This is a genomic window from Streptomyces sp. NPDC001604 (assembly GCF_042893475.1).
Lineage (GTDB): Bacteria > Actinomycetota > Actinomycetes > Streptomycetales > Streptomycetaceae > Streptomyces.
Map to the genome: position 1 here is coordinate 1 of NZ_JBIAUY010000036.1, position 26,648 is coordinate 26,648.

A 26,648-nucleotide genomic window follows, 5' to 3' on the forward strand; every position below is an offset into this window, starting at 1 on the left:
CGTGTGCTGCTCGACGATGGCTTCGACGCGTTCGTCGAGGTGTCCACGCATCCGGTGCTGACCGGGCCGGTGGCGGAGACGGCTGAGGACGCCGGCATCCCGGGTGTCCTGACGGTCGGCACGCTGGAGCGTGACAACGGCGGTGCGGCCCGTCTGGTGCGCTCCTTCGCCCAGGCGTATGTCGGCGGGCTCCCCGTCGACTGGACGACCGTCCTGCCGGCCGCGCACACCGTGGAACTGCCCACGTACGCCTTCCAGCACCAGCCGTTCTGGCTTCAGCCCAAGTCGACGGACCTGCCGGTCGCCGACGGCGGCGGCGTGGCGAGCGCGGCTGAAGCCCGGTTCTGGGCCGTCGTCGAGGGCGGCGACCTGACCGGCCTCGCCGACACCCTCGCCATCGAGGACGCGGAACAGCTCAGCGCCGTACTGCCCGCTCTGGCGTCCTGGCGCCGCCGTGAGCAGGACCGTTCCTCGACCGCGCAGTGGCGCTACCGCGTCACCTGGACGCCGGTCGCCGAGCCGTCCTCGATCGCGCCCTCAGGCCGCTGGCTGCTCGCCGTCCCGACCGGACTCCTCGACGACGAGTTCACCCGGAGCTGCGCCGCCGCGCTGACCGACCGAGGCGTGGACGTCGTGGTCCTGGAGACCGAGCCGTCGGCCGACCGCAGCCGGATCGCGGCCCGGCTCCGCGACGCGGCGGACGGCAGCGCGCTCACCGGTGTGCTCTCGCTCCTCGCCCTGGACGAGACGCCCGTGCCCGCGCACCCCGAGGTTCCGGCCGGCCTGGCCGCCACCCTCACGCTGGTGCAGGCGCTCGGCGACTCCGAGATCGGCGCCCCGCTGTGGACGGTCACCTCCGGCGCGGTCGCGGTGGGCCCCGGCGAGGTCCTCACCAGCCCGGCCCAGGCACAGACCTGGGGCCTCGGCAGGGTCGTCGCCCTGGAGACCCCCGAACTGTGGGGCGGACTGATCGACCTCCCCGGCACGCTCGACCCCAAAGCCGGCGCCCGGCTGACCGCCGTGCTGGCCGGCTGCGGCGAGGACCAGACCGCCATCCGCACGGCGGGCATCTTCGGCGCCCGGCTCACCCGAGCCGCGCAGCCGAACGGCGAAGCCGACGCGTGGAGCACCGACGGCACGGCACTCGTCACCGGCGGCACCGGAGCCCTGGGCGGCCGGCTGGCCCGATGGCTGACGGAACGCGGCGTGCCGCGCCTCGTGCTGACCAGCCGTTCGGGACCGTCCGCCGAAAGCATCGCGGCCACGGCCGCAGCGCTGGCGGGCAGCGGAGCCCGGGTCGACGTGGTGGCCTGCGACGTGAGCGCCCGGGCGGATCTCGCCGGGCTGCTGGAGTGGACGGACCGCAGTGGCCCGGCGCTCTCCGCCGTCGTCCACACGGCGGGTCTCGGCCAGGCCACGCTCACCGCGCAGACCGACGTGGCCGAGACGGCGGACGTACTCGCCGCCAAGGCCACCGGCGCTGCCCTGCTCGACGAGCTGACCCGGGACCTGGACCTGGACGCGTTCGTGCTGTTCTCCTCCATCTCGGCCACCTGGGGCAGCGGCCTCCAGCCCTCCTACGCCGCCGCCAACACGTATCTGGACGCGCTGGCCACGCGCCGCCTGTCCGAAGGCCTGCCGGCGACCAGCATCGCCTGGGGCCCGTGGGGCGGCGGCGGCATGACCGACCCGGCCGGTGCGACGCAGATGGAGCGGCGCGGACTGATGATCATGGACCCCGACCGCGCTGTCCGCGCGTTCGGGCAGATCCTGGACCGCCGTGAGGGTCTCGTCACGGTCGCCGACGTGGACTGGGCGCGGTTCGCCCAGCCCTTCACGCTGCGCCGCCCGAGCCCCCTGATCGCCGACCTCCCCGAGGTCCGCCAGGCCCTCACCGAAGGCCGGGCCACCGACGACACCCCGCTCGACTCCGACGGGGGCGCGGAACTGCGCCGCCGTCTGGAGGGCCTGCCGAGGGCCGAGCAGAACCGGACGCTGGTCACGCTGGTCCAGGCCACGGCGGCGGCGGTGCTCGACTACGCCTCGCCCGACGACGTGGACGCCGCGCGCGCCTTCAGCGACCTGGGCTTCGACTCGCTGACGTCGGTCGAACTGCGCAACCGGCTGAGCGCGGCCACCGGTCTGCGGCTCCCGGCCACGCTGCTGTTCGACTGCCCCACCCCGACCGTCCTCGCGGAGTACCTGCGCGGCGAAATGGTCAAGGACGGCGGCACACAACTGACGCTGGTTCAGGAAGTCGACCGGCTCGGCTCGCTGCTGACCGGAGCCGACCCGTCCGACGAGAACACCTACCAGCTCATCACGGACCGTCTACAGGGCTTGCTCAGCCAGTGGGACAAGGCCGCAGGCCGTACCGACCGGGAAGAGGTCACCGCGCGGATCAGCTCCGCGTCGGACGACGAGATCTTCGACTTCATTCACAAGGAACTGGGCCGGTAGCGGCCGGCCGGGTCCACCCCGGCGCTGTCGTGCGCAAAGACGTGAGATGACTCAGATGGGGCGAGTGAGGTTCAGTGGCTGAGGAAGAGAAGCTTCGGGATTACCTGAGGTGGGCGACCGCCAACCTGCACGAGACGCGCGAGCGTCTGCGGGAGGTCGAGAGCCGCAACCACGAGCCGATCGCGATCGTAGGGCTGGGCTGCCGCTACCCCGGCGGCGCCCAGACCCCGGACGACTTCTGGCGGCTGCTGTCCTCCGGTGGCGACGCCATCGCCGGCTTCCCGGCCGACCGGGGCTGGGACATCGAGGAGCTCTACGAGCAGGACCCCGACGGCACCTCACACGTCCGCGAGGCCGGGTTCGTCCAGGACGGCGCCGGCTTCGACGCCGGGTTCTTCGGGATCAGCCCCCGCGAGGCCCTCGCCATGGACCCGCAGCAGCGGCTCCTCCTGGAGGTCTCCTGGGAGGCACTGGAGCGGGCCGGCATCGACCCGCTGTCCCTGCGCGGCAGCCGCACCGGCGTGTTCGCCGGCGCCTCCCTGTCCGGCTACGGCTTCGGCGCGGGCTCGGACGACGACATGGACGTCCACCTGATGACCGGCACGTCCACCAGCATCATCTCGGGCCGCGTCTCCTACGTCATGGGCCTCGAAGGCCCCGCCGTCACAGTCGACACGGCCTGCTCCTCCTCCCTGGTGGCGCTGCACCTTGCCGTGCAGGCCGTGCGGTCCGGCGAATGCTCGCTGGCGCTGGCCGGCGGCGTGACCGTCACCACCACGCCGATCATCTTCACCCAGTTCTCCCACCAGCTCGGGCTGGCCAGGGACGGGCGCTGCAAGTCGTTCTCGTCCTCGGCCGACGGCATGGGCGTCTCCGAGGGCGCGGGCATGGTGGTCGTGGAGCGTCTGTCGGACGCCCTGCGCAACGGCCACCGGGTCCTCGCGGTGGTCCGTGGTTCAGCGGTGAACCAGGACGGCGCCTCGAACGGCCTGACCGCGCCCAACGGCCCCTCCCAGCAGCGCGTCATCCGCGCCGCCCTGGAGAACGCCCGCCTGTCGGTTGCCGACGTCGACGTGGTCGAGGCGCACGGCACCGGCACCCCGCTCGGTGACCCGATCGAGGCGCAGGCCCTGCTGGCCACCTACGGCCAGGAGCGGATGGGCGGCCGTGCGCTGTGGCTGGGCTCGGTGAAGTCGAACATCGGGCACACCCAGGCCGCGGCGGGTGTGGCCGGGGTCATCAAGATGGTGCTGGCGCTCCAGCACGGCGAGTTGCCGCCCACGCTGCACGCCGACGAGCCGTCGCCGCACATCGACTGGTCGGCGGGCGAGGTCTCTCTCCTGACCGAGCCGGTGGAGTGGTCTGCCGGTGAGCGGGTGCGCCGTGCGGGCGTGTCCTCGTTCGGTATCAGCGGCACCAACGCCCACGTCATCTTGGAGGAGGCGCCTGCCGTCGAGCCCGCTGCCGAGCCGTCCGGTGAGGTCGAGCCGGTGGTGTCGGGTGCGGGTGCGGGTGCGGGTGCGGGTGCGGGGGCCGGTGCTGGTGTGTGGCTGGTGTCGGCTCGTTCGGCCGAGGCGTTGTCGGCGCAGGCGGGCCGGTTGCGTGAGTGGGTGACCGACCGGCCCGAGCTGGAACCAGCTGATGTGGCGTGGTCGTTGGCGGCGTCGCGGTCGGTGTTCGAGCACCGGGCTGTGGTGCTGGGCGGCGGGCGTGCGGAGTTGGTGGCCGGTCTGGAGTCCGTGGCGGCTGGGGTGTCGTCGGGTTCTGTGGTGTCGGGTGTTGCGCGGTCGGATGTGCGGGTGGGGCTCGTCTTCGCGGGTCAGGGCTCGCAGTGGCTGGGGATGGGGCGGGGGTTGTACGAGGGCAGTGCGGTGTTCGCGCGGGTCTTCGACGAGGTGACGGGGCTGCTGGAGCTGGAACTCGGCGTCAGCGTGCGGGATGTGGTGCTGGGGGCTGAGGGCGTCGACGAGAGTCTGGTGAACCAGACGCTCTACGCCCAGACGGGGTTGTTCGCCTTCGAGGTGGCGTTGGCGGAGGTGCTGCGGGGTGTGGGTGTGGTGGCCGACGCGGTGGTCGGTCACTCGGTGGGTGAGGTGGCGGCCGCGTATGTGGCCGGAGTGTTGACGTTGCCGGATGCCTGCCGCTTGGTGGCTGCGCGTGCGCGGTTGATGCAGGGGTTGCCGTCGGGTGGTGCGATGGCGGCGGTCAACGCGTCGGAGGCGGATGTCGTCGCTTCGATGGCTGGCGTCGAGGGTGTTGAGATCGCGGCCGTCAATGGTCCGGACTCGGTGGTCGTGTCGGGTGACGCGGACGCGGTTGCCCAGGTTGCGGAGTACTGGCGTGAGCAGGGACGCCGTGTGCGGGAGTTGCGTGTCTCGCATGCCTTCCACTCCCCGGCCATGGACCCGGTGACTGGCGAACTTGAGCGGGTTGCTTCGGAGTTGGAGTACCACCGTCCGAACGTGCTGTGGGCGGGTGCGCTGACGGGTGAGCTGGTGTCGGAGTGCGAGGCGGGGTACTGGCCCGCGCAGACGCGTCAGGCGGTCCGTTTCGCTGATGCGCTGTCCACGCTGGCCGCGCAGGGCATCACTTTGTTCGTCGAGATTGGCCCGGACGGCTCTCTCTCCGCGCTCGGCCGCGATGCCGTGGGCTCGGTCGGTGTGGAGGATGCCGTGTTCGTGCCGCTGCAGCGGCGTACGGACGAGGGTGTGACCGGGTTCGTGACCGGTCTGGCGCGGGCTTTCGTGCACGGCGCGTCCGTTGACTGGACGGCGGTTCTGCCGTCTGCGAGCCGCGTCGAGTTGCCGACGTACGCCTTCCGGCACGAGCGGTACTGGGTGCAGGGCACCCTCGGCGTCTCCTCGGCCACGCCCACCTCGCTGCTCGGAGGAGACGGTGTCGGCACAGCCGCCGAGGGCCGCTTCTGGACCGCCGTCGAGGGCGGTGACCTGGCCTACATCACCACCGCCCTGGCCATTGACGGCACCCGTCCCTTCAGCGAGATCCTCCCCGCGCTCGCCGCATGGCGCCGCCTGGAGCAGGACCGTACGGTGACGGCGGGTTGGCGCTACCGGGCCGTCTGGGCTCCCGTCCCCGAGCCGGACGCGCGGGTCCTGTCGGGGACGTGGCTGGTGGTGGTTCCGGAGGGTTCTGCCGGGGCGGACACGGCGCGGGGTTGTGTGGCGGCGTTGGAGGCGCGTGGCGCTGAGGTGGTCGTGGTCGAGGCCGGCTCTGTGGAGCGGTCCGAGCTGGCGGCGTCGATCAGTGCTGATGTCTCCGGTGTGCTGTCGCTGCTGGCCCTGGACGAGGCTCCGCTGCCGGATCATCAGGCCGTGCCCGGTGGTCTGGCCGGGACCCTGGCGCTCGTTCAGGCCCTCGGGGATGCGGGTGTGGCTGCGCCGCTGTGGGTGGCTACGCAGCGCGCGGTCGCGGCGGGGCCGAGCGAAGCGCTCAGGGCTCCGGTGCAGGCACAGGTGTGGGGTCTGGGCCGGGTCGTCGCGATGGAGTACCCCGAGCGTTGGGGCGGCCTGGTCGATCTGCCGGACGTCGTGGACGCGCGGGCCGGTGCACGGCTGGCCTCGGTGCTGGCCGGCTGCGGTGAGGACGAGGTGGCGATCCGGGCGGCCGGGGTCCTGGGCCGTCGTCTCGTCCACGCGGCACGGCCTCGCGAGACGGAGACGCCGTGGTCGCCGAGCGGCACCACGCTGATCACCGGCGGTACCGGTGCGATCGCGGGGCATGTGGCGCGGTGGCTGGCGGGGCGTGGGGCACCGCGGCTGGTGCTGACCAGCCGGTCGGGTCCTGCCGCGCGGGGTGCTGCCGCGTTGGCGGCGGAGCTGGCCGAGGCCGGTTCCGCTGTGGATGTCGTGTCCTGTGATGTGAGCGACCGTGCGGCGCTGGCCGGGCTCCTGGAGAGGGCTCCCGCGCTGTCGGCGGTGATGCACACGGCGGGCGTGCTGGACGACGGTGTGATCGACCGCCTCTCGGCCGAACGGCTGGAGTCGGTGCTGGCGGCGAAGGCCACCAGCGCCGCGTATCTGGACGAGCTGACCGAGGGCCTCGACCTGGACGCGTTCGTCCTGTTCTCCTCCTCCTCGGCGTCCCTGGGTGCGGCGGGCCAGGGCAACTACGCGGCGGCGAACGCCTACCTGGACGCGCTGGCGGAGAACCGCCGCTCCCGTGGCCTGCCCGGACTGTCCGTGGCCTGGGGCGCCTGGGCGGGCGCCGGACTCGCCGCGGCGAGCGAGGCCGTCCGGCACCGTACGGCCCAGGGCCCGATGCCTGCGATGGACCCGCGGCTCGCCGTGCGGGCGCTCGGCGAGGCCCTGGACGGCCCCGATCCCGCGCTGACCGTGATGGACGTGGACTGGGGCCAACTGGCCACCGCTCCCGGTATCAGTGACCTGCCCTTGGTGCGCGACCTGCCCGAGATCAGGCAGCTCGCCGCTACTGGCCCGAGCACCGCAACCGTGCTGCGCGGCGACGGCGAACTGGCCCGCCGACTGGCCGGGCTGAGCCGAGCCGAGCAGGACCGTACGCTCACCGAGATCGTCCGGGGCGAGGCGGCTCGCGTACTCGGCTACCCCTCGGCGGACGCGGTCGAGGCCGGCCGTGCCTTCACCGACCTCGGCTTCGACTCGCTGACCGCCGTCGAACTGCGCAACGGGCTCAACGCGGCGACCGGACTGCGGCTGTCGTCCACGCTGGTCTTCGACTACCCGACCCCGTCCGTGCTGGCGGCGCACCTGCGCTCCGAACTGGCGGGCGAACTCACCTCGGGCACGGCAGCCCCGGCGGCGACCACCGTCCAGATCGACCCCGGCGAGCCCCTGGCCATCGTCGGCATGGCCTGCCGCTACCCGGGCGGCGTGATGAGCCCCGAAGCGTTCTGGGAGCTGCTGGCCTCCGGCGGCGACGCCGTGGGCGGGGTGCCGCAGGACCGGGGCTGGGACCTGGAGGCGCTCTTCGACCCGGACCCGGACCAGGCCGGCACCTCGTACACCCGGCAGGGCGGATTCCTCACGGGCGCAGGCGACTTCGACGCCGGATTCTTCGGCATCAGCCCCCGCGAGGCCACCGCGACCGACCCACAGCAGCGGCTGCTGCTCGAAGTCGCGTGGGAGGCGCTGGAGCGGGCCGGTATCGACCCGCTGTCGCTGCGCGGCTCGACGACCGGCGTCTTCGCCGGCGGCTACGGCTCCGGGTACGGCATGACCGTCGCCCTCACCGGCGACGGCGCCTCAGGTCTCGAAGGCCACCTCATGACCGGCAACGCCACCAGCGTGCTGTCCGGCCGAGTCGCCTACTCGCTGGGCCTTGAGGGCCCCGCCGTCACGGTGGACACCGCCTGCTCCTCGTCCCTGGTCGCCCTGCACTTCGCGGCCCAGGCCGTGCGCTCCGGCGAGTGCTCGCTCGCGCTGGTCGGTGGCGTGACGATCATGGCCACGCCGTGGGAGATGGTCGGCTTCTCCCGGCAGCGCGGTCTCGCCGAGGACGGGCGCTGCAAGGCGTTCTCCGCCGACGCGGACGGCATGGGCATGGCCGAGGGCGCGGGCATGCTGGTGGTGGAGCGGCTGTCCGACGCCCAGCGCAACGGGCACCGGGTGCTGGCCGTGGTGCGTGGCAGCGCGGTGAACCAGGACGGCGCGTCGAACGGTCTGACGGCTCCGAACGGTCCCTCGCAGCAGCGGGTGATCCGCGCCGCGCTGGCCAGTGCTCAGCTTTCGGTCGCCGACATCGATGTGGTCGAGGCGCACGGTACCGGGACGACGTTGGGCGACCCGATCGAGGCGCAGGCGCTGCTGGCGACGTACGGCCAGGAGCGGGCGGACGGTCGTGCGCTGCTGCTGGGCTCGGTGAAGTCGAACATCGGGCACACGCAGGCTGCAGCCGGTGTGGCCGGGATCATGAAGATGGTGCTGGCGCTGCAGCACGAGCGTCTGCCTCGGACGCTGCACGCCGATGAGCCGTCGCCGCATGTGGACTGGTCGGCGGGTGAGGTGGCGCTGCTGACCGAGGCGGTGGAGTGGCCTGCCGGTGAGCGGGTGCGTCGTGCGGGTGTGTCTTCATTCGGGATCAGTGGCACGAACGCCCACGTGATCATCGAGGAGGCGCCTGCGGTCGAGCCCGTTGAGCTGTCCGGTGGGGTTGAGCCGGTGGTGTCGGGTGCGGGTACTGGTGTGTGGCTGGTGTCGGGGCGTTCGGCTGCTGGTCTCGCGGGTCAGGCGGGTCGGTTGCGGGAGTGGGTGACGGCTCGGCCCGAGCTGGAGCCGGCCGATGTGGCCTGGTCGTTGGCGGCGACGCGGTCGGTGTTCGAGCACCGGGCTGTGGTGCTGGGCGACGGGCGTGCCGAGTTGGTGGCTGGTCTGGAGTCTTTGGCGGCCGGGGTGTCGTCGGGTGCGGTGGTGTCGGGTGTTGCGCCTTCTGATGTGCGGGTGGGGCTCGTGTTCGCGGGTCAGGGTTCGCAGTGGCTGGGGATGGGGCGGGGTCTGTACGAGGGCAGTGCGGTGTTCGCGCGGGTCTTCGATCAGGTGTCGGGGCTGCTGGAGCTGGAGTTGGGCGTCAGTGTCCGGGACGTGGTGCTGGGGGCTGAGGGCGTCGACGAGGGGTTGGTGAACCAGACGCTCTACGCCCAGACGGGGTTGTTCGCCTTCGAGGTGGCTCTCGCCGAACTGTTGGCGGCGAGTGGGCTGGCCGCTGATGCGGTGGTGGGTCATTCGGTGGGTGAGGTCGCGGCTGCGTATGTGGCGGGTGTGTTGACGTTGCCGGATGCGTGCCGTCTGGTGGCTGCGCGTGCGCGGTTGATGCAGGGGTTGCCGTCGGGTGGTGCGATGGCGGCGGTCAACGCGTCCGAGGCGGATGTCGTCGCCTCGATGGCCGAGGGTGTCTCGATCGCGGCCGTCAACGGCCCGGACTCGGTGGTCGTGTCGGGTGACGCGGATGCGGTCGCCCAGGTTGCGGAGTACTGGCGTGAGCAGGGTCGTCGGGTGCGGGAGTTGCGTGTCTCGCACGCCTTCCACTCCCCGGCCATGGACCCGGTGACTGGCGAACTTGAGCGCGTTGCCTCGGAGTTGGAGTACCACCGTCCGAACGTGCTCTGGGCGGGTGCCCTGATGGGTGAGCTGGTGTCGGAGTGCGAGGCGGGGTACTGGCCCGCGCAGACGCGTCAGGCGGTCCGTTTCGCTGATGCGCTGTCCACGCTGGCCGCGCAGGGCATCACCCTGTTCATCGAGGTGGGCCCGGACGGCTCTCTCTCCGCGCTCGGCCGCGACGCCGTGGCCTCGGCCGGTGTGGAGGATGCCGTGTTCGTGCCGCTGCAGCGGCGTACGGACGAGGGTGTGACCGGGTTCGTGACCGGCCTGGCACGGGCCTTCGTGCACGGCGCGTCCGTCGACTGGACGGCGGTTCTGCCGTCTGCGAACCGCGTCGACTTGCCGACGTATGCGTTCCGTCATGAGCGGTACTGGCCGGAGGGCGTGCTGAGCCTGCCGTCGGGTGCTGGTCTTCCTAGCGGGGCTGTGGGGACTGAGGCCGAGGCGCGGTTCTGGGCGGCGGTGGAGGGCGGCGATGTGAGTCGGCTGGCGGAGACGCTGGCTGTCGATGGTGGTCTGCCGTTCCGTGAGGTTTTGCCGGCGTTGGCGTCGTGGCGTCGGCGGGAGTTGGACCGGTCGGTGACGGCGGGTTGGCGTTACCGGGCGTCGTGGGTGCCGGTGGGCGAGCCGGACGCGGGGGTGTTGTCGGGGACGTGGCTGGTGGTGGTTCCCGCCGGACCGGCTGCCGTTGACGTGCGTTCTGCGTGTGTGGCGGCGTTGGAGGCGCGTGGCGCCGAGGTGGTCGTGGTCGAGGCCGGCTCTGTGGAGCGGTCCGAGCTGGCGGCGCTGATGAGTGCTGATGTGTCCGGTGTGCTGTCGCTGCTGGCCCTGGACGAGACTCCGCTGCCGGGTCACCCGGCGGTGACCGGTGGCCTGGCCGCGACTCTGGCTCTGGTCCAGGCCCTCGGGGATGCGGGTGTGGTCGCGCCGTTGTGGGTGGCGACGCGGGGTGCGGTCGCGGCGGGGCCGGGTGAGGTGCTGACGGCTCCGGTGCAGGCGCAGGTGTGGGGTCTGGGCCGGGTCGTCGCGATGGAGCATCCGGACCGTTGGGGTGGTCTGGTCGATCTGCCGGAGGTCGTGGACGAGCGGGTGGGCGCGCGGCTGGCGTCGGTGCTGGCGGGGTGTGGTGAGGATCAGGTGGCGATCCGTGCGGCCGGTGTCCTGGGCCGTCGTCTCGTCCATGCGCCGCAGCCCCGCGACGTGGCGGAGCCCTGGACACCGAGTGGCACCACCCTGATCACCGGTGGTACCGGTGCGATCGCCGGGCATGTCGCCCGCTGGCTGGCCGGCCGCGAGGCACCGCGCCTGATGCTCACCAGCCGTTCGGGTCCGTCCGCGCAGGGTGCTGCCGTGCTGGCGGCGGAGCTGGCCGAGGCCGGGTCCGCTGTGGATGTCGTGTCATGTGATGTGAGTGACCGTGCGGCGTTGGCCGGTCTGCTGGAGTCGGCGGGTTCTGACCTGTCGGCGGTGATGCACACGGCGGGTGTGTTGGACGACGGTGTGGTCGACCGGTTCACCGCCGGGCGGCTGGAGTCGGTGCTGGCGGCGAAGGCCGTGAGCGCGGCTCTGCTGGACGAGCTGACCGAGGGCCTCGAACTGGAGGCGTTCGTCCTCTTCTCTTCTTCCGCGGCGACCCTGGGTGCGGCGGGTCAGGGCAACTACGCGGCGGCGAACGCCTACTTGGACGCGCTGGCGGAGAACCGTCGTTCCCGTGGCCTGGCCGGGCTGTCCGTGGCCTGGGGCGCCTGGGCCGGGGGCGGACTCGCCGGGTCGAGTGACGCGGTGCGGGTTCGGGTCAAGCGTGGTGCGATGCCGGCGATGGACCCGTCGCTGGCGGTGCGTGCGCTCGGTGAGGCTCTGGAGGGACCCGATTCTGCTCTGACCGTGATGGATGTGGACTGGTCCCAGTTGGCTTCCTCGCCCGAGGCCGCGCACATACGTGAGCTGCCGCTGGTGCGGGACCTCCCGGAGATCCGGAGCCTGGTGGCGGCTGGTCCGGCTTCCGGCGCCGTGGTGGACGAAGGCGAGCTGGTCGGGCGGTTGCGGGGCCTGGGCCGGGCCGAGGAGCAGATCCGTCTCTTGACCGAGGTGGTCCGGACCGAGGCGGCGGCCGTGCTCGGCCACGCTTCGGCGGAGGCCGTACAGGAGCGGCAGAACTTCAAGGACCTGGGCTTCGACTCGCTGACCTCGGTGGAACTGCGCAACCGGCTGGGCGCGGTCACCGGGCTGCGATTGCCCGCGACGTTGGTGTTCGACTACCCGGCCCCGGCGGCCTTGGCAGCGTTCCTGCGTGGGGAGTTGACGGGTGACCTGGGGTCTGCGGCGCCGGTGGTGGCGGCTGCGGGTGTTTCTGACGAGCCGTTGGCGATCGTGGGGATGGCCTGCCGTTTCCCGGGTGGGGTGGCGAGCCCGGAGGCGTTCTGGGAGTTGCTGACCTCCGGTGGTGATGCGGTGGGAGGGTTCCCGACGGACCGGGGCTGGGACCTGGACTCGGTGTACGACCCGGACCGGGGGAGCGAGGGGACGTCGTACACGCAGTCGGGCGCGTTCTTGCGGGAGGCCGCGCAGTTCGACGCGGGGTTCTTCGGGATCAGTCCGCGTGAGGCCCTCGCCATGGATCCGCAGCAGCGGTTGCTGCTGGAGGCGTCGTGGGAGGCGTTGGAGCGGGCCGGGATCGATGCAGGGTCGCTGCGCGGATCGGCCACCGGCGTGTTCGCGGGCGGCTTCGCCTCGGGCTACGGCATCGGCATCGCGTTGAGCGGTCAGAACGGCTCCGGTGTCGAGGGCCACCTGATGACGGGCAACGCCACGAGTGTGCTGTCCGGTCGGGTGTCGTACGTCATGGGTCTGGAGGGCCCGGCGGTCACGGTGGACACGGCCTGCTCGTCGTCGCTGGTAGCCCTGCATCTGGCCGGTCAGGCGCTGCGGTCGGGCGAGTGCTCGCTCGCGTTGGCCGGTGGTGTGACGGTGATGGCGACGCCGGCCACGTTCATCGACTTCTCGCGGCAGCAGGGTTTGTCGGTGGACGGCCGGTGCCGCGCGTTCTCGGCGGACGCGGACGGCACGGGGTGGGCCGAGGGTGTCGGCATGTTGGTCGTGGAGCGTCTGTCCGACGCCCGCCGTAACGGTCACCCGGTGCTGGCGATCGTGCGTGGCAGCGCGGTGAATCAGGACGGCGCGTCCAACGGTCTGACGGCGCCGAACGGTCCCTCTCAGCAGCGGGTGATCCGGGCTGCGCTGGCCAGCGCCCAGTTGTCGCCGGCCGACGTCGACGTGGTGGAGGCGCACGGCACCGGCACCAAGCTCGGTGACCCGATCGAGGCGCAGGCGTTGCTGGCGACGTATGGCCAGGAGCGGGTGAATGGTCGTGCGCTGCTGTTGGGGTCGGTGAAGTCGAACATCGGGCACACACAGGCCGCCGCCGGTGTGGCCGGGGTCATCAAGATGGTGCTGGCCCTCCAGCACGAGCGACTGCCGCGCACCCTGCACGCCGATGAGCCGTCGCCGCATGTGGACTGGTCGGCGGGTGAGGTGGCGCTGCTGACCGAGCCGGTGGAGTGGCCTGCCGGTGAACGGCCCCGCCGTGCGGGTGTGTCCTCTTTCGGAATGAGCGGCACCAACGCTCACGTGATCATCGAGGAAGCGCCCGCCGACGAGGCTGAGCCCACGACGGTGCCGACGGCCCCGGTGGTGTCGGGGGCGGGTGCCTGGCTGGTGTCGAGCCGCTCGGCTGCCGGTCTGTCGGCGCAGGCGGGCCGGTTGCGGGAGTGGGTGACCGACCGGCCCGAGCTGGAACCGGCCGATGTGGCCTGGTCGTTGGCGGCGACGCGTTCGGTGTTCGAGCACCGGGCTGTGGTGCTGGGCGGCGGGCGTGCGGAGTTGGTGGCCGGTCTGGAGTCCGTGGCGGCTGGGGTGTCGTCGGGTTCTGTGGTGTCGGGTGTTGCGCGGTCGGATGCGCGGGTTGGCCTGGTGTTCGCGGGCCAGGGCTCGCAGTGGCTGGGGATGGGGCGGGGTCTGTATGAGGGCAGTGCGGTGTTCGCGCGGGTCTTCGATCAGGTGTCGGGGCTGCTGGAGCTGGAGTTGGGCGTCAGTGTCCGGGACGTGGTGCTGGGGGCTGAGGGCGTCGACGAGAGTCTGGTGAACCAGACGCTTTACGCCCAGACAGGGTTGTTCGCCTTCGAGGTGGCTCTCGCCGAACTGTTGGCGGCGAGTGGGCTGGCCGCTGATGCGGTGGTGGGTCATTCGGTGGGTGAGGTCGCGGCCGCGTATGTGGCCGGAGTACTCACGCTGCCGGACGCCTGCCGCTTGGTGGCTGCGCGTGCGCGGTTGATGCAGGGGTTGCCGTCGGGCGGTGCGATGGCGGCGGTCAACGCGTCCGAGGCCGATGTCGTCGCCTCGATGGCTGGCGTCGAGGGCGTTGAGATCGCGGCCGTCAACGGCCCGGACTCGGTGGTCGTGTCGGGAGACGCGGATTCCGTCGCCCAGGTCGTGGAGCACTGGCGTGAACAGGGACGCCGTGTGCGGGAGCTGCGTGTCTCGCACGCCTTCCACTCCCCGGCCATGGACCCGGTGACCGATGAACTTGAGCGCGTTGCCTCGGAGTTGGAGTACCACCGGCCGAACGTGCTGTGGGCGGGTGCGCTGACGGGTGAGCTGGTGTCGGAGTGCGAGGCGGGGTACTGGCCCGCGCAGACCCGCCAGGCGGTCCGTTTCGCTGATGCGCTGGGCACGCTGGCCGCGCAGGGCATCACCCTGTTTGTCGAGGTCGGCCCGGACGGCTCCCTTTCCGCGCTCGGCCGCGATGCCGTGGCCTCGGTCGGTGTGGAGGATGCCGCGTTCGTGCCGCTTCAGCGGCGTACGGACGAGGGTGTGACCGGGTTCGTGACCGGTCTGGCACGGGCCTTCGTGCACGGCGCGTCCGTTGACTGGACGGCGGTTCTGCCGTCTGCGAGCCGCGTCGAGTTGCCGACGTATGCGTTCCGGCATGAGCGGTACTGGCCGGAGGGCGTGCTGGGCCTGCCGACGGGTGGGGAGCAGCGCGGCGGGGCTGAGGTTGAGGCGCGGTTCTGGGCGGCGGTGGAGGAGGGTGATCTGTCGCGGCTGGCGGAGTCGTTGGCCGGGGGTGATGACCGTCCGATCGGTGAGGTGTTGCCGGCGTTGGCGTCGTGGCGTCGGCGGGAGGCGGATCGGTCGGTGACGGCGGGTTGGCGTTACCGGGCGTCGTGGGTGCCGGTGACCGAGCCGGACGCGGGGGTGTTGTCGGGGACGTGGCTGGTGGTGGTTCCGGAGGGTTCTGTCGGGGCGGACACGGCGCGGGCTTGTGTGGCGGCGATGGAGGCGCGTGGCGCCGAGGCGGTCGTGGTCGAGGCCGGCACTGCGGAGCGGTCCGAGCTGGCGGCGCTGCTCAGCGCCGATGTGTCCGGTGTGCTGTCGCTGCTGGCCCTGGACGAGACTCCGCTGCCGGGTCATCCGGCAGTGGCTGGTGGCCTGGCCGGGACCCTGGCTCTGGTCCAGGCCCTCGGTGATGCGAGTGTGGCCGCGCCGTTGTGGGTGACGACGCAGGGCGCGATCGCGGCGGGGCCGAACGACGTACTCGCAGCTCCGGTGCAGGCGCAGGTGTGGGGTCTGGGCCGGGTCGTCGCGATGGAGTACCCCGAGCGTTGGGGTGGTCTCGTCGATCTGCCGGAGGTCGTGGACGAGCGGGTGGGCGCGCGGCTGGCGTCGGTGCTGGCGGGGTGTGGTGAGGATCAGGTGGCGATCCGTGCGGCCGGTGTCCTGGGCCGTCGTCTCGTCCACGCCTCGCAGCCCCGCGACACAGGCACCTTCTGGTCGCCGACCGGAACCACACTCATCACCGGTGGCACCGGTGCGATCGCCGGACACGTCGGCCGCTGGCTGGCGGACCGTGAGGCGCCGCGCCTGGTGCTGACCAGCCGCTCCGGGCCGTCCGCCCAGGGCGCTGCCGTACTGGCGGCGGAGCTGGCCGAGGCGGGGTCCGCTGTGGATGTCGTGTCCTGCGACGTGAGCGACCGTGCTGACCTGGCCGGTCTGCTGGAGTCGACGGGTTCTGACCTGTCGGCGGTGATGCACACGGCGGGCGTGCTGGACGACGGTGTCGTTGACCGTCTCTCGCCCGAGCGACTGGAGTCGGTGCTGGCGGCGAAGGCCGTGAGCGCGGCTCTGCTGGACGAGCTGACCGCAGACCTGGACCTGGACGCGTTCGTCCTGTTCTCCTCGGCCGCGGCGACCCTGGGTACGGCGGGTCAGGGCAACTACGCGGCGGCGAACGCCTACCTGGACGCGCTGGCGGAAAACCGTCACTCCCGTGGTCTGGCCGGGTTGTCGGTGGCGTGGGGTGCGTGGGCCGGTGGTGGATTCGCGGCGTCGAGTGACGCGGTGCGGGCGCGGGTCAAGCGTGGTGCGATGCCGGCGATGGACCCGTCGCTGGCGGTGCGTGCGCTCGGCGAGGCCATCGAGGGCCCCGATTCCGTACTGACCGTGATGGATGTGGACTGGTCTCAGTTGGCTTCCTCGCCCGAGGCCGCGCACATACGTGAGCTGCCGCTGGTGCGGGACCTCCCGGAGATCCGGCAGGCGGCGCGCGCCGCGTCCGGCGGCGGCGCTGCGGAGCCGACGGAGGGCGAACTGGTCAAGCGGCTGGTCGGCTTGAGCCGTGAGGAGCAGGAGCGGGCGCTGACCGAGGTCGTACGGATCGAGGCGGCGGCCGTGCTGGGCCACGCCTCGACCGAGGCCGTACAGGACCGGCAGAACTTCAAGGACCTGGGCTTCGACTCGCTGACCTCGGTGGAGCTGCGCAACCGGCTCGCGTCGGTCACCGGGCGGCGCCTGTCGTCGACCCTCGTGTTCGACTACCCGAACCCCGCCGCTCTCGCTGCCTATCTCCGTGGAGAGCTGACGGGTGATCTGGGGTCTGCGGCGCCGGTGGTGGTGGCCGCGGGTGCCTCTGACGAGCCGTTGGCGATCGTGGGTATGGCCTGCCGGTTCCCGGGTGACGTGGTCGGCCCGGAGGAGTTCTGGGAGTTGCTGGCCTCAGGCGGTGACGCGGTGGGCGGGTTCCCGACGGACCGGGGCTGGGACCTGGACGCGGTGTACGACCCGGACGGGGAGGGCGAGGGAACGTCGTACACCCGGTCCGGTGCGTTCTTGCGGGAGGCAGCGCAGTTCGACCCCGGGTTCTTCGGGATCAGCCCGCGTGAGGCCCTCGCCATGGACCCGCAGCAGCGGCTCCTGCTGGAGACCTCCTGGGAGGCGTTCGAGCGGGCAGGGATCGATCCCGGGTCGCTGCGTGGCTCGGCCACCGGTGTGTTCGCGGGTGGTTTCTCGTCCAGTTACAACATCGGGGTGGCGCTCTCCGAGCAGGGCACGACCGGTGTCGAGGGGCACCTGATGACCGGCAACGCCACGAGCGTGCTGTCCGGTCGAGTGTCGTACGTGCTGGGTCTTGAGGGGCCGGCCGTCACGGTGGACACCGCCTGCTCCTCGTCGCTGGTAGCCCTCCATCTGGCCGGTCAGGCGCTGCGGTCGGGCGAGTGTTCCCTGGCGCTGGCGGGTGGTGTGACGGTGATGGCGACACCGGCCACGTTCATCGACTTCTCGCGGCAGCAGGGTTTGTCGGTGGACGGCCGGTGCCGCGCGTTCTCGGCGGACGCGGATGGTACGGGGTGGGCCGAGGGCGTGGGCATGTTGGTGGTGGAGCGTCTGTCGGACGCCCAGCGCAACGGTCATCGGGTCCTCGCCGTGGTCCGTGGTTCGGCGGTGAACCAGGACGGCGCGTCCAACGGTCTGACGGCGCCGAACGGTCCGTCGCAGCAGCGGGTCATCCGGGCCGCCCTGGCCAGTGCCCAGCTGTCACCCGCCGATGTCGATGTCGTCGAGGCGCACGGCACCGGTACGACCTTGGGTGACCCGATCGAGGCGCAGGCGCTGCTCGCGACCTACGGGCAGCACCGGCCTGAGGGCCGGCCGGTGTGGCTGGGGTCGGTGAAGTCGAACATCGGTCACACGCAGGCCGCCGCCGGCGTGGCCGGGGTCATCAAGATGGTGCTGGCGTTGCAGCATGGCGAGTTGCCGCCCACGCTGCATGCCGATGAGCCGTCGCCGCATGTGGACTGGTCGGCGGGCGACGTCAAACTGCTCACGCATCCGGTGGAGTGGCCTGCCGGTGAGAGGGTGCGCCGTGCGGGTGTGTCCTCGTTCGGGATGAGCGGTACGAATGCCCACATCATCATCGAGGAGGCGCCTGCCGCCGAGCCTGCTGTCGAGTCGTCCGGTGAGGCTGAGCCGGTGGTGTCGGGGGCCAGTGCGTGGCTGGTGTCGGCGCGTACTGCTGCCGGCCTGTCGGCGCAGGCGGGTCGGTTGCGGGAGTGGGTGACCGACCGGCCTGGGCTGGAGCCGGCCGATGTGGCCTGGTCGTTGGCGACTATGCGGGTGCCCTTCGAGCACCGGGCGGTGGTGGTCGGTGCTGGTCGGGCCGAGCTGGTGGCCGGTCTGGAGAGCGTCCGAGGTGAGGTGCTGACGGGTTCTGCGGTGTCGGGGGTGGCGCGGTCCGGCGTACGTCCGGTGTTCGTCTTCCCCGGTCAGGGTTCGCAGTGGCTGGGTATGGGCCGTGGGCTGGCTGAGGTGAGTCCGGTGTTCGCGGCGCGGCTGGCGGAGTGTGCGGCGGCACTGGCGCCTCATGTCGAGTGGTCGTTGATGGATGTGCTGGCGGGTGTGGAGGGTGCTCCGGCGCTGGAGGCGGCTGATGTGGTGCAGCCGGTGCTGTGGGCGGTGATGGTGTCGCTGGCGGCGGTGTGGGAGGCGGCCGGAGTGGCACCGGCCGCTGTGGTCGGGCATTCGCAGGGTGAGATTGCGGCGGCGACGGTTGCGGGGATGCTGTCGCTGGAGGACGCGGCCCGGGTGGTGGCCCTCAGGTCGCGGTCGTTGAAGGTGCTGGCGGGTGCGGGCGGCATGCTCTCGGTCGCCGCCTCTGCCGAAGTGGTGGAGAGCCGTCTGGACGAGCGTCTGTCGCTGGCGGCGGTGAACGGCCCTGCGGCGGTGGTGGTTTCGGGCGAGCCACAGGCTCTGGAGGAGCTGAAGGCGCAGTTCGAGGCCGAAGGCATCCGGGCGCGGATGGTGGCGGTGGACTACGCGTCGCACGGTCCGCAGGTGGACCGTCTGGAGGCGGAGATCCGTGAGGTCCTGGCCGGGATCTCTCCGCGTCGGGGCCGGGTGCCGATGGTGTCGGCGATGTCGGGTGAGACGCTGACCGGCGAGGAGCTGGACGCGGGCTACTGGTACGACAGCCTTCGCAACACCGTCCACTTCGACTCTGCCGTCCGGTCCCTGGCCGACCGGGGTCACGAGGTGTTCATCGAGGTCTCCCCGCACCCGGTCCTCACCGGCGCCATCACGGACACGCTGGAGGATGCCGCTGGTCTCACCACGCTGCCCGCAGCGGTGTGCGGGACGCTGCGCCGGGATGACGACAGTGCGGCCAGGATCGTGACTTCGCTGGCCGAGGCGTGGGTGCAGGGCGCTTCCGTCGACTGGACGAAGGTCCTGCCCGCCGCGGAACGCACAGAGCTGCCGACGTACGCCTTCCAGCACGAGCGTTACTGGCCGAAGGGCGTGCTCAGGCTGCCGAGCGCGAAATCCACCGCGGACCTGGCTTCGGCGGGACTGGGTTCCCTGGCCCACCCGCTGCTCAGCGCGGTGGTGGAGCTGGCCGATGGTGCCGGGGTCGTGTGCACCGGGCGCTTGTCGGTGCGGTCGCAGCCGTGGCTGGCCGATCACCGGGTCGGTGGGGTGATCCTGCTGCCGGGTACCGGTTTTGTGGAGCTGGCGGTCCAGGCGGGCGACCAGGTGGGCTGTGGGGTGCTGGAGGAACTCACCCTCGAGGCGCCGCTCGTCGTACCGGAGTCCGGTGGGGTCCAGGTCCAGGTCGTGGTGGCCGCAGCGGACGGTGAGGGCCGTCGCGGGGTGGAGATCTTCGCGCGGGGTGATCAGTCCGGTGCCGAGCAGCCATGGACGCGGCACGCGAGCGGTTTCGTGACGCCTTCTTCGGTGCGGCCTTCGGTTGAGGAGGACCTGTCGGTCTGGCCGCCGAGTGGGGCGACTCCGCTGGAGTTCTCGGATCTGTACGCGGTGCGGCTGGCCGATGTGTACGGTCCGGCGTTCCACGGCTTGCGGGCTGTCTGGCGGCGTGATGAGGAGGTTTTCGCCGAGGTCGCTCTGCCGGAAGAAGTCGCCGCGCAGGCCGGTTCGTTCGGGCTGCATCCGGTGTTGCTGGACGCCGCGCTGCACGCGGGGCTGCTGGCCGGGCTGGACGAGGGTGAGCCGGACGAGGTCCGGATGCCGTTCGCGTGGACGGACGTCGAACTGCACGCTGTCGGCGCATCGGCGCTGCGTGTGCGGCTGCGTCCGGACGGCCGTGGTGGTCTGTCGGTGTCGGCTGCGGATGTGTCCGGTGCTGCGGTGGTGTCGGTCGGTTCGCTGGTGAAGCGTCCGGTGTCGGCGGAGCAGTTGCTGGCGGCAGAGAACACGCTGGCCGACTCGCTGTTCGTGCAGGAGTGGGTGTCCGTCGAGCCGGTCGCGGCAGTGACCGGGGAGTGGGCGTTGCTCGGTGAGGACCGCTTCGGTCTCGTCGAGGCGCTGGCCGGCACCGGCGTTCCAGTGCGGCTGTTCACCGACTTGATCGAGTTGGCCGAGTTCGCTCCCGGCACGGTCCTGGTGTGCCTGGGCGGTGAGGGAAGTGGCCACGCGGGCGAGGTGCACGCGTCCACCGGTGCCGCCCTGGAGATGGTGCGGGAGTGGCTGGACGAGGCCCGGCTCGAAGGGGCGCGGCTGGTGGCGGTCACTCGTGGCGCGGTCGACGGTGTCGGCGGTGAGGCGGTGACGGATCTGGCGGGGGCTGCGGTGCGGGGTCTGCTGCGGTCGGCGCAGTCGGAGAGCCCGGACCGGATCGTGTTGGTGGATCTTCCCTCCACGGACCCGGCCGGGAGTGCTGGTGTGCTGCCGTCGGTCGTGGACTGCGGTGAGCCGGAGCTGGTGGTCCGGGGGCAGGCCGTGTACGGCCGCCGCCTGGCCCGCCCCGCCGGTGAGCTGGCTGCGGTGGTGTGGTCTGAGAGGGCCGAGGAGTTGTCGGCTCGTACGCTGCTGGTGACCGGTGGTACGGGGACGCTGGGTGGGCTGGTGGCCCGTCACTTCGTGCGGACGGGTCGGGCTGGTGGTGTGGTGCTGCTGAGCCGTTCGGGTCCGTCGGTGGGTGTGGCCTCGCTGGCGGCGGAGCTGGCCGAACTGGGCGCGTGGGTGCGGATACTGGGCTGTGACGTGGCCGACCGTGATGCGCTGGCGGCGGTCGTGGCCGGTATCCCGGAGGACTGGCCGCTCACCTCGGTCGTCCATGCCGCCGGGATCATCGATGACGGGACGATCGCGACACTGACGCCGGAGCGGCTGTCCAGGGTCCTGAGCCCGAAGGTCGACGCGGCCTGGTATCTGCACGAGCTGACCGCGCATCTGGACCTCGACCACTTCGTCATGTTCTCTTCCGCGGCCGCCGCCTTCGGTGCCCCTGGCCAGGGCAACTACGTGGCGGCCAACTCGTACCTGGATGCGTTGGCCGGTCACCGGCGGGCGGCCGGGCTGGCCGGCACCTCGCTCCAACTCGGCCCGTGGGCGCACGAGGAGGGCATCGGCCGCAACCTGGACCAGGGCCTGCTGGCCCGTATCGACCAGACGTTCGTGCCGCTGGGTGGCGAGGAGGGCCTGGTCGTCTTCGACCTGGCGCTGACCCGTGACGAGACGGTGCTCATGCCCGCTCGTCTGGACGTCGCCAAGCTCCGGGCGCACGCCGCGAACAGCACGGACATCCCGCCGCTGTGGCGGTCTTTGGCCGGTACGACCACCCGCCGCACCGCAGCCGCGAACACCGCCGCCGTCGCCGCTGGGCGTCCGGGTGAGGCACTGCGCCACCGGCTGGCCGCACTGTCCGGTCCTGAGCGTGATCGTGTGCTGCTGGATCTGGTGCGTGTGCATGTGGCGGCTGTGCTGGGTCATGCGTCGGCGGAGGTGATCGAGGCGGGTCGGGCGTTCACGGATCTGGGCTTCGATTCGCTGACGGCGGTGGATCTGCGTAACCGGTTGCGGGGTGAGACGGGGCTGCGGCTGCCGGCCACGCTGGTCTTCGACTATCCGACGCCGTCGGCGTTGGCGGGTCTGTTGCGGACGGAGCTGACCGGGGAACTGCCGGCCGCTGCCGAGCCTGCCCGTGCGGTGACCGTTGACGCTGCCGAGCCGATCGCGATCGTGGGGATGGCGTGCCGGTTCCCGGGCGGTGCGGCCGGTCCGGAGGAACTGTGGCGGCTGCTGTCGTCTGGGACCGACGCGATTTCCGCTTTCCCGCAGGATCGTGGGTGGAAGGCCGACGAGCTGTATGACCCGGAGTCGGAGCGGTCGGGTACCTCCTACACCCGTGAGGGCGGGTTCATCCGGGACGCGGCGGCATTCGACGCGGGGTTCTTCGGGATCAGCCCGCGTGAAGCCCTCGCCATGGACCCGCAGCAGCGGCTGCTCCTCGAGACCTCGTGGGAGGCGTTCGAGCGGGCGGGGATCGATCCGGGGTCGCTGCGCGGCAGCCGGACCGGTGCTTTCGTCGGCGGTTATCCCTCGGGTTACGCGGAGCTGAGCCTGGAGACCCAGGCCGATCTGAGCGGTGTGGCCAGTCATCTGATGACGGGCAATGCCACCAGCATCCTGTCGGGCCGGCTGTCGTACACGTTTGGTCTGGAGGGGCCGGCGGTCACGATCGACACGGCGTGCTCGTCGTCGCTGGTCGCCCTGCATCTGGCGGCGCAGGCGCTGCGGTCCGGTGAGTGTTCGCTGGCGCTGGCCGGCGGTGTGACGGTGATGGCGGGGCCGAGCGGCTTCGTGGCGTTCTCCGACGCGCGTGGTCTGGCGGTGGACGGCCGCAGCAAGGCGTTCTCGGCGGACGCGGACGGTATGGGCATGGCCGAGGGCGTGGGCATGCTGGTGGTGGAGCGCCTGTCGGACGCCCAGCGCAACGGGCATCCGATCCTCGCCGTGGTGCGCGGTAGCGCGGTGAATCAGGACGGCGCGTCGAACGGTCTGACGGCGCCGAACGGTCCGGCGCAGCAGCGGGTGATCCGCGCGGCTCTGGCCAGTGCCCAGTTGTCGCCGGCCGATGTGGACGTGGTGGAGGCGCACGGCACGGGTACCGCGCTGGGTGATCCGATCGAGGCGCAGGCGTTGCTGGCGACCTATGGACAGGACCGGCCTGAGGGTCGGCCGTTGTGGCTGGGTTCGGTGAAGTCGAATCTCGGGCACACTCAGGCCGCTGCCGGTGTCGCCGGGATCATGAAGATGGTGCTGGCGTTGCAGCATGGCGAGTTGCCGCCCACGCTGCACGCCGAGGAGCCGTCGCCGCACATCGACTGGTCGGCGGGCGAGGTGTCTCTCCTGACCGAGTCGGTGCAGTGGTCTGTCGGTGAGCGGGTGCGCCGGGCGGGTGTGTCCTCTTTCGGCATCAGCGGCACCAACGCTCACGTGATCATTGAGGAGGCGCCTGCCGTCGAGCCTGCTGTCGAGTCGTCCGGTGGGGTTGAGCCGGTGGTGTCGGGGGCCAGTGCTTGGTTGGTGTCGGGGCGTACTGCTGTTGGTCTGTCGGCGCAGGCGGGTCGGTTGCGGGAGTGGGTGACCGACCGGCCTGGGCTGGAACCGGCTGATGTGGCGTGGTCGTTGGCGGCGACGCGGTCGGTGTTCGAGCACCGGGCTGTGGTGCTGGGCGACGGGCGCGCCGAGTTGGTGGCCGGTCTGGAGTCCGTGGCGGCTGGGGTGTCGTCGGGTTCTGTGGTGTCGGGTGTTGCGCGGTCGGATGCGCGGGTTGGGCTCGTCTTCGCGGGCCAGGGGTCGCAGTGGCTCGGCATGGGCCGTGGTCTGTATGAGGGCAGTGCGGTGTTCGCGCGGGTCTTCGATCAGGTGTCGGGGCTGCTGGAGCTGGAGCTGGAGTTGGGCGTCAGTGTCCGGGACGTGGTCCTCGGCAACGCGGACGAGAGCTTGGTGAACCAGACGCTCTACGCCCAGACAGGGCTGTTCGCCTTCGAGGTCGCTCTCGCCGAGCTGCTGGCGGCGAGTGGGCTGGCTGCTGATGCGGTGGTGGGTCATTCGGTGGGTGAGGTCGCGGCCGCGTACGTGGCCGGAGTACTCACGCTGTCGGACGCCTGCCGCTTGGTGGCCACGCGTGCGCGGTTGATGCAGGGGTTGCCGTCGGGCGGTGCGATGGCGGCGGTCAACGCGTCCGAGGCCGATGTCGTCGCCTCGATGGCTGGCGTCGAGGGTGTCTCGATCGCGGCCGTGAACGGCCCGGACTCGGTGGTGGTGTCGGGTGACGCGGATGCGGTGGCCCAGATCGTGGAGCACTGGCGTGAAAAGGGTCGTCGGGTACGGGAGCTGCGTGTCTCGCACGCCTTCCACTCCCCGGCTATGGACCCGGTGACCGACGAACTCGGGCAGGCCGCCTTGCAGTTGGAGTACAGCCAGCCGCGTGTGCTGTGGGCGGGTGCGCTGACGGGTGAGCTGGTCACCGAGTGCGAGGCGGGGTACTGGCCCGCGCAGACTCGTCAGGCGGTCCGTTTCGCTGATGCGCTGTCCACGCTGGCCGCGCAGGGCATCACCTTGTTCGTCGAGGTTGGCCCGGACGGTTCGCTGTCGGCACTCGGCGCCGACGCCGTGGCCTCGGTCGGTGTGGAGGACGCCGCGTTCGTGCCGCTTCAGCGGCGTACGGACGAGGGTGTGACCGGGTTCGTGACCGGTCTGGCACGGGCCTTCGTGCACGGCGCGTCCGTCGACTGGACCGCCGTCCTGCCGACGGCGCAGCGCGTCGAACTGCCGACATACGCCTTCCGGCACGAGCGGTACTGGCCGGAGAGCGAGTTGCGTCTGCCGATGGGAGTGGCGTCGGGCGCTGGTGTTGCCGCCGGTGCTGAGGCTGAGGCGCGGTTCTGGGCGGCGGTGGAGGAGGGGGATCTTTCGCGGCTGGCGGAGTCGTTGGCCGGGGGCGACGACCGTCCGATCGGTGAGCTGTTGCCGGCGTTGGCGTCGTGGCGTCGGCGGGAGTTGGACCGGTCGGTGACGGCCAGTTGGCGTTACCGGGCGTCGTGGGTGCTGGTGGCCGAGCCGGACGCACGGGTGCTGTCGGGGACATGGCTGGTCGTAGCTCCCGCCGGACCAGCTGCCGTTGACGTTCGTCATGCATGTGTGGCGGCGCTGGAGGCGCGTGGCGCCGACGTGGTCGTGGTCGAGGCCGGCACTGCGGAGCGGTCCGAGCTGGCGGCGCTGATCAGCGCTGATATGTCCGGTGTGCTGTCGCTGCTGGCCCTGGACGAGGCTCCGCTGCCGGATCACCCGTCGGTGCCCGGTGGTCTGGCCGGGACTCTGACGCTCGTTCAGGCCCTGGGTGATGTTGGTGTGGCTGCGCCGTTGTGGGTGGCGACACAGGGCGCGGTCGCGGCGGGGCCGAACGACGTACTTGCAGCTCCGGTGCAGGTGCAGGTGTGGGGTCTGGGCAGGGTCGTCGGGATGGAGTACCCCGAGCGCTGGGGCGGCCTGGTCGACCTGCCGGATGTCCTGGACGCGCGGGCCGGTGCACGGCTGGCCTCGGTGCTGGCCGGCTGCGGTGAGGACGAGGTGGCGATCCGGGCGGCCGGTGTCCTGGGCCGTCGTCTCGGCCACGCCCCGCAGCCCCGCGACGTGGCGGAGCCCTGGACGCCGACCGGCACCACCCTGATCACCGGTGGTACCGGCGCGATCGCCGGGCATGTCGCCCGCTGGCTGGCCGACCGCGAGGCACCGCGCCTGATGCTCACCAGCCGCTCCGGGCCCTCCGCCAAGGGTGCTGCCGCGTTGGCGGCGGAGCTGGCCGAGGCCGGTTCCGCTGTGGATGTCGTGTCCTGTGATGTGAGCGACCGTGCGGCGCTGGCCGGGCTCCTGGAGAGGGCTCCCGCGCTGTCGGCGGTGATGCACACGGCGGGCGTGCTGGACGACGGTGTGATCGACCGCCTCTCGGCCGAACGGCTGGAGTCGGTGCTGGCGGCGAAGGCCACCAGCGCCGCGTATCTGGACGAGCTGACCGAGGGCCTCGACCTGGACGCGTTCGTCCTCTTCTCCTCGGCCGCCGCGACCCTGGGCGCGGCAGGCCAGGGCAACTACGCGGCGGCGAACGCCTACCTGGACGCGCTGGCGGAGAACCGCCGCTCCCGTGGCCTGCCCGGACTGTCCGTGGCCTGGGGCGCCTGGGCCGGCGCTGGTCTCGCGGCGTCGAGTGACGCGGTGCGGACTCGGGTCAAGCGTGGCGCGATGCCCGCGATGGACCCGTCGCTCGCGGTGCGTGCGCTCGGCGAGGCCCTGGACGGCCCCGATCCCGCCCTGACCGTGATGGACGTGGATTGGGCCCAGCTGGCTTCCTCGCCATCGGCCAAACACCTGCGTGAGCTGCCGCTGGTGCGGGACCTCCCGGAGATCCGGAGCTTGGTGGCGGCTGGTCCGGCTTCCGGCGCCGTGGCGGACGAAGACGAACTGGTCGGACGCCTGCGGAGCCTGGGCCGGGCCGAGGAACAGACCCGCGTGCTGACCGAGGCCGTGCGGACCGAGGCGGCGGCCGTGCTCGGTCACGCCTCGGCGGAGGCCGTACAGGACCGGCAGAACTTCAAGGATCTCGGCTTCGACTCCCTGACCTCGGTGGAACTGCGCAACCGACTCAGTACAGCCACCGGCCTGCGCCTGCCGTCGACCCTCGTGTTCGACTACCCCACCCCGGTGTCCCTGGCCGCCTGGCTCAGGGCCGAACTCCTACAGGACGACATGGCAGAGGTACCGGTGCTTGCCGAACTCGACCGGCTCGAAGCTGCCCTCCTGGGCGGTCCGCAGGACGAGTCGGTACGGGAACAGGCCGCCGACCGGCTGCGCAAGCTCCTGGACGCCGTGGATTCCCAGGGCGGCGTCCCGAGCCGACAGCGACGTGAAGCAGAACTCGAATCCGCCACCGACGACGAGCTGTTCTCCCTCGTTGACGAGCTCGACTGA

General features: G+C 71.7%; 2 protein-coding genes. Both read left to right on the forward strand.

Going from position 1 to position 26,648, the window contains the following annotated elements:
• A partial coding sequence (locus tag ACFY1E_RS47430; protein WP_389088730.1) for an SDR family NAD(P)-dependent oxidoreductase occupies nt 1-2,460 on the forward strand: 2,460 nt, incomplete at its 5' end.
• 74 nt (nt 2,461-2,534) lie between these two features.
• Nucleotides 2,535-26,648, forward strand: a complete 24,114-nt coding sequence (locus tag ACFY1E_RS47435) for a type I polyketide synthase (protein ID WP_389088732.1) — start codon at nt 2,535-2,537, stop codon at nt 26,646-26,648.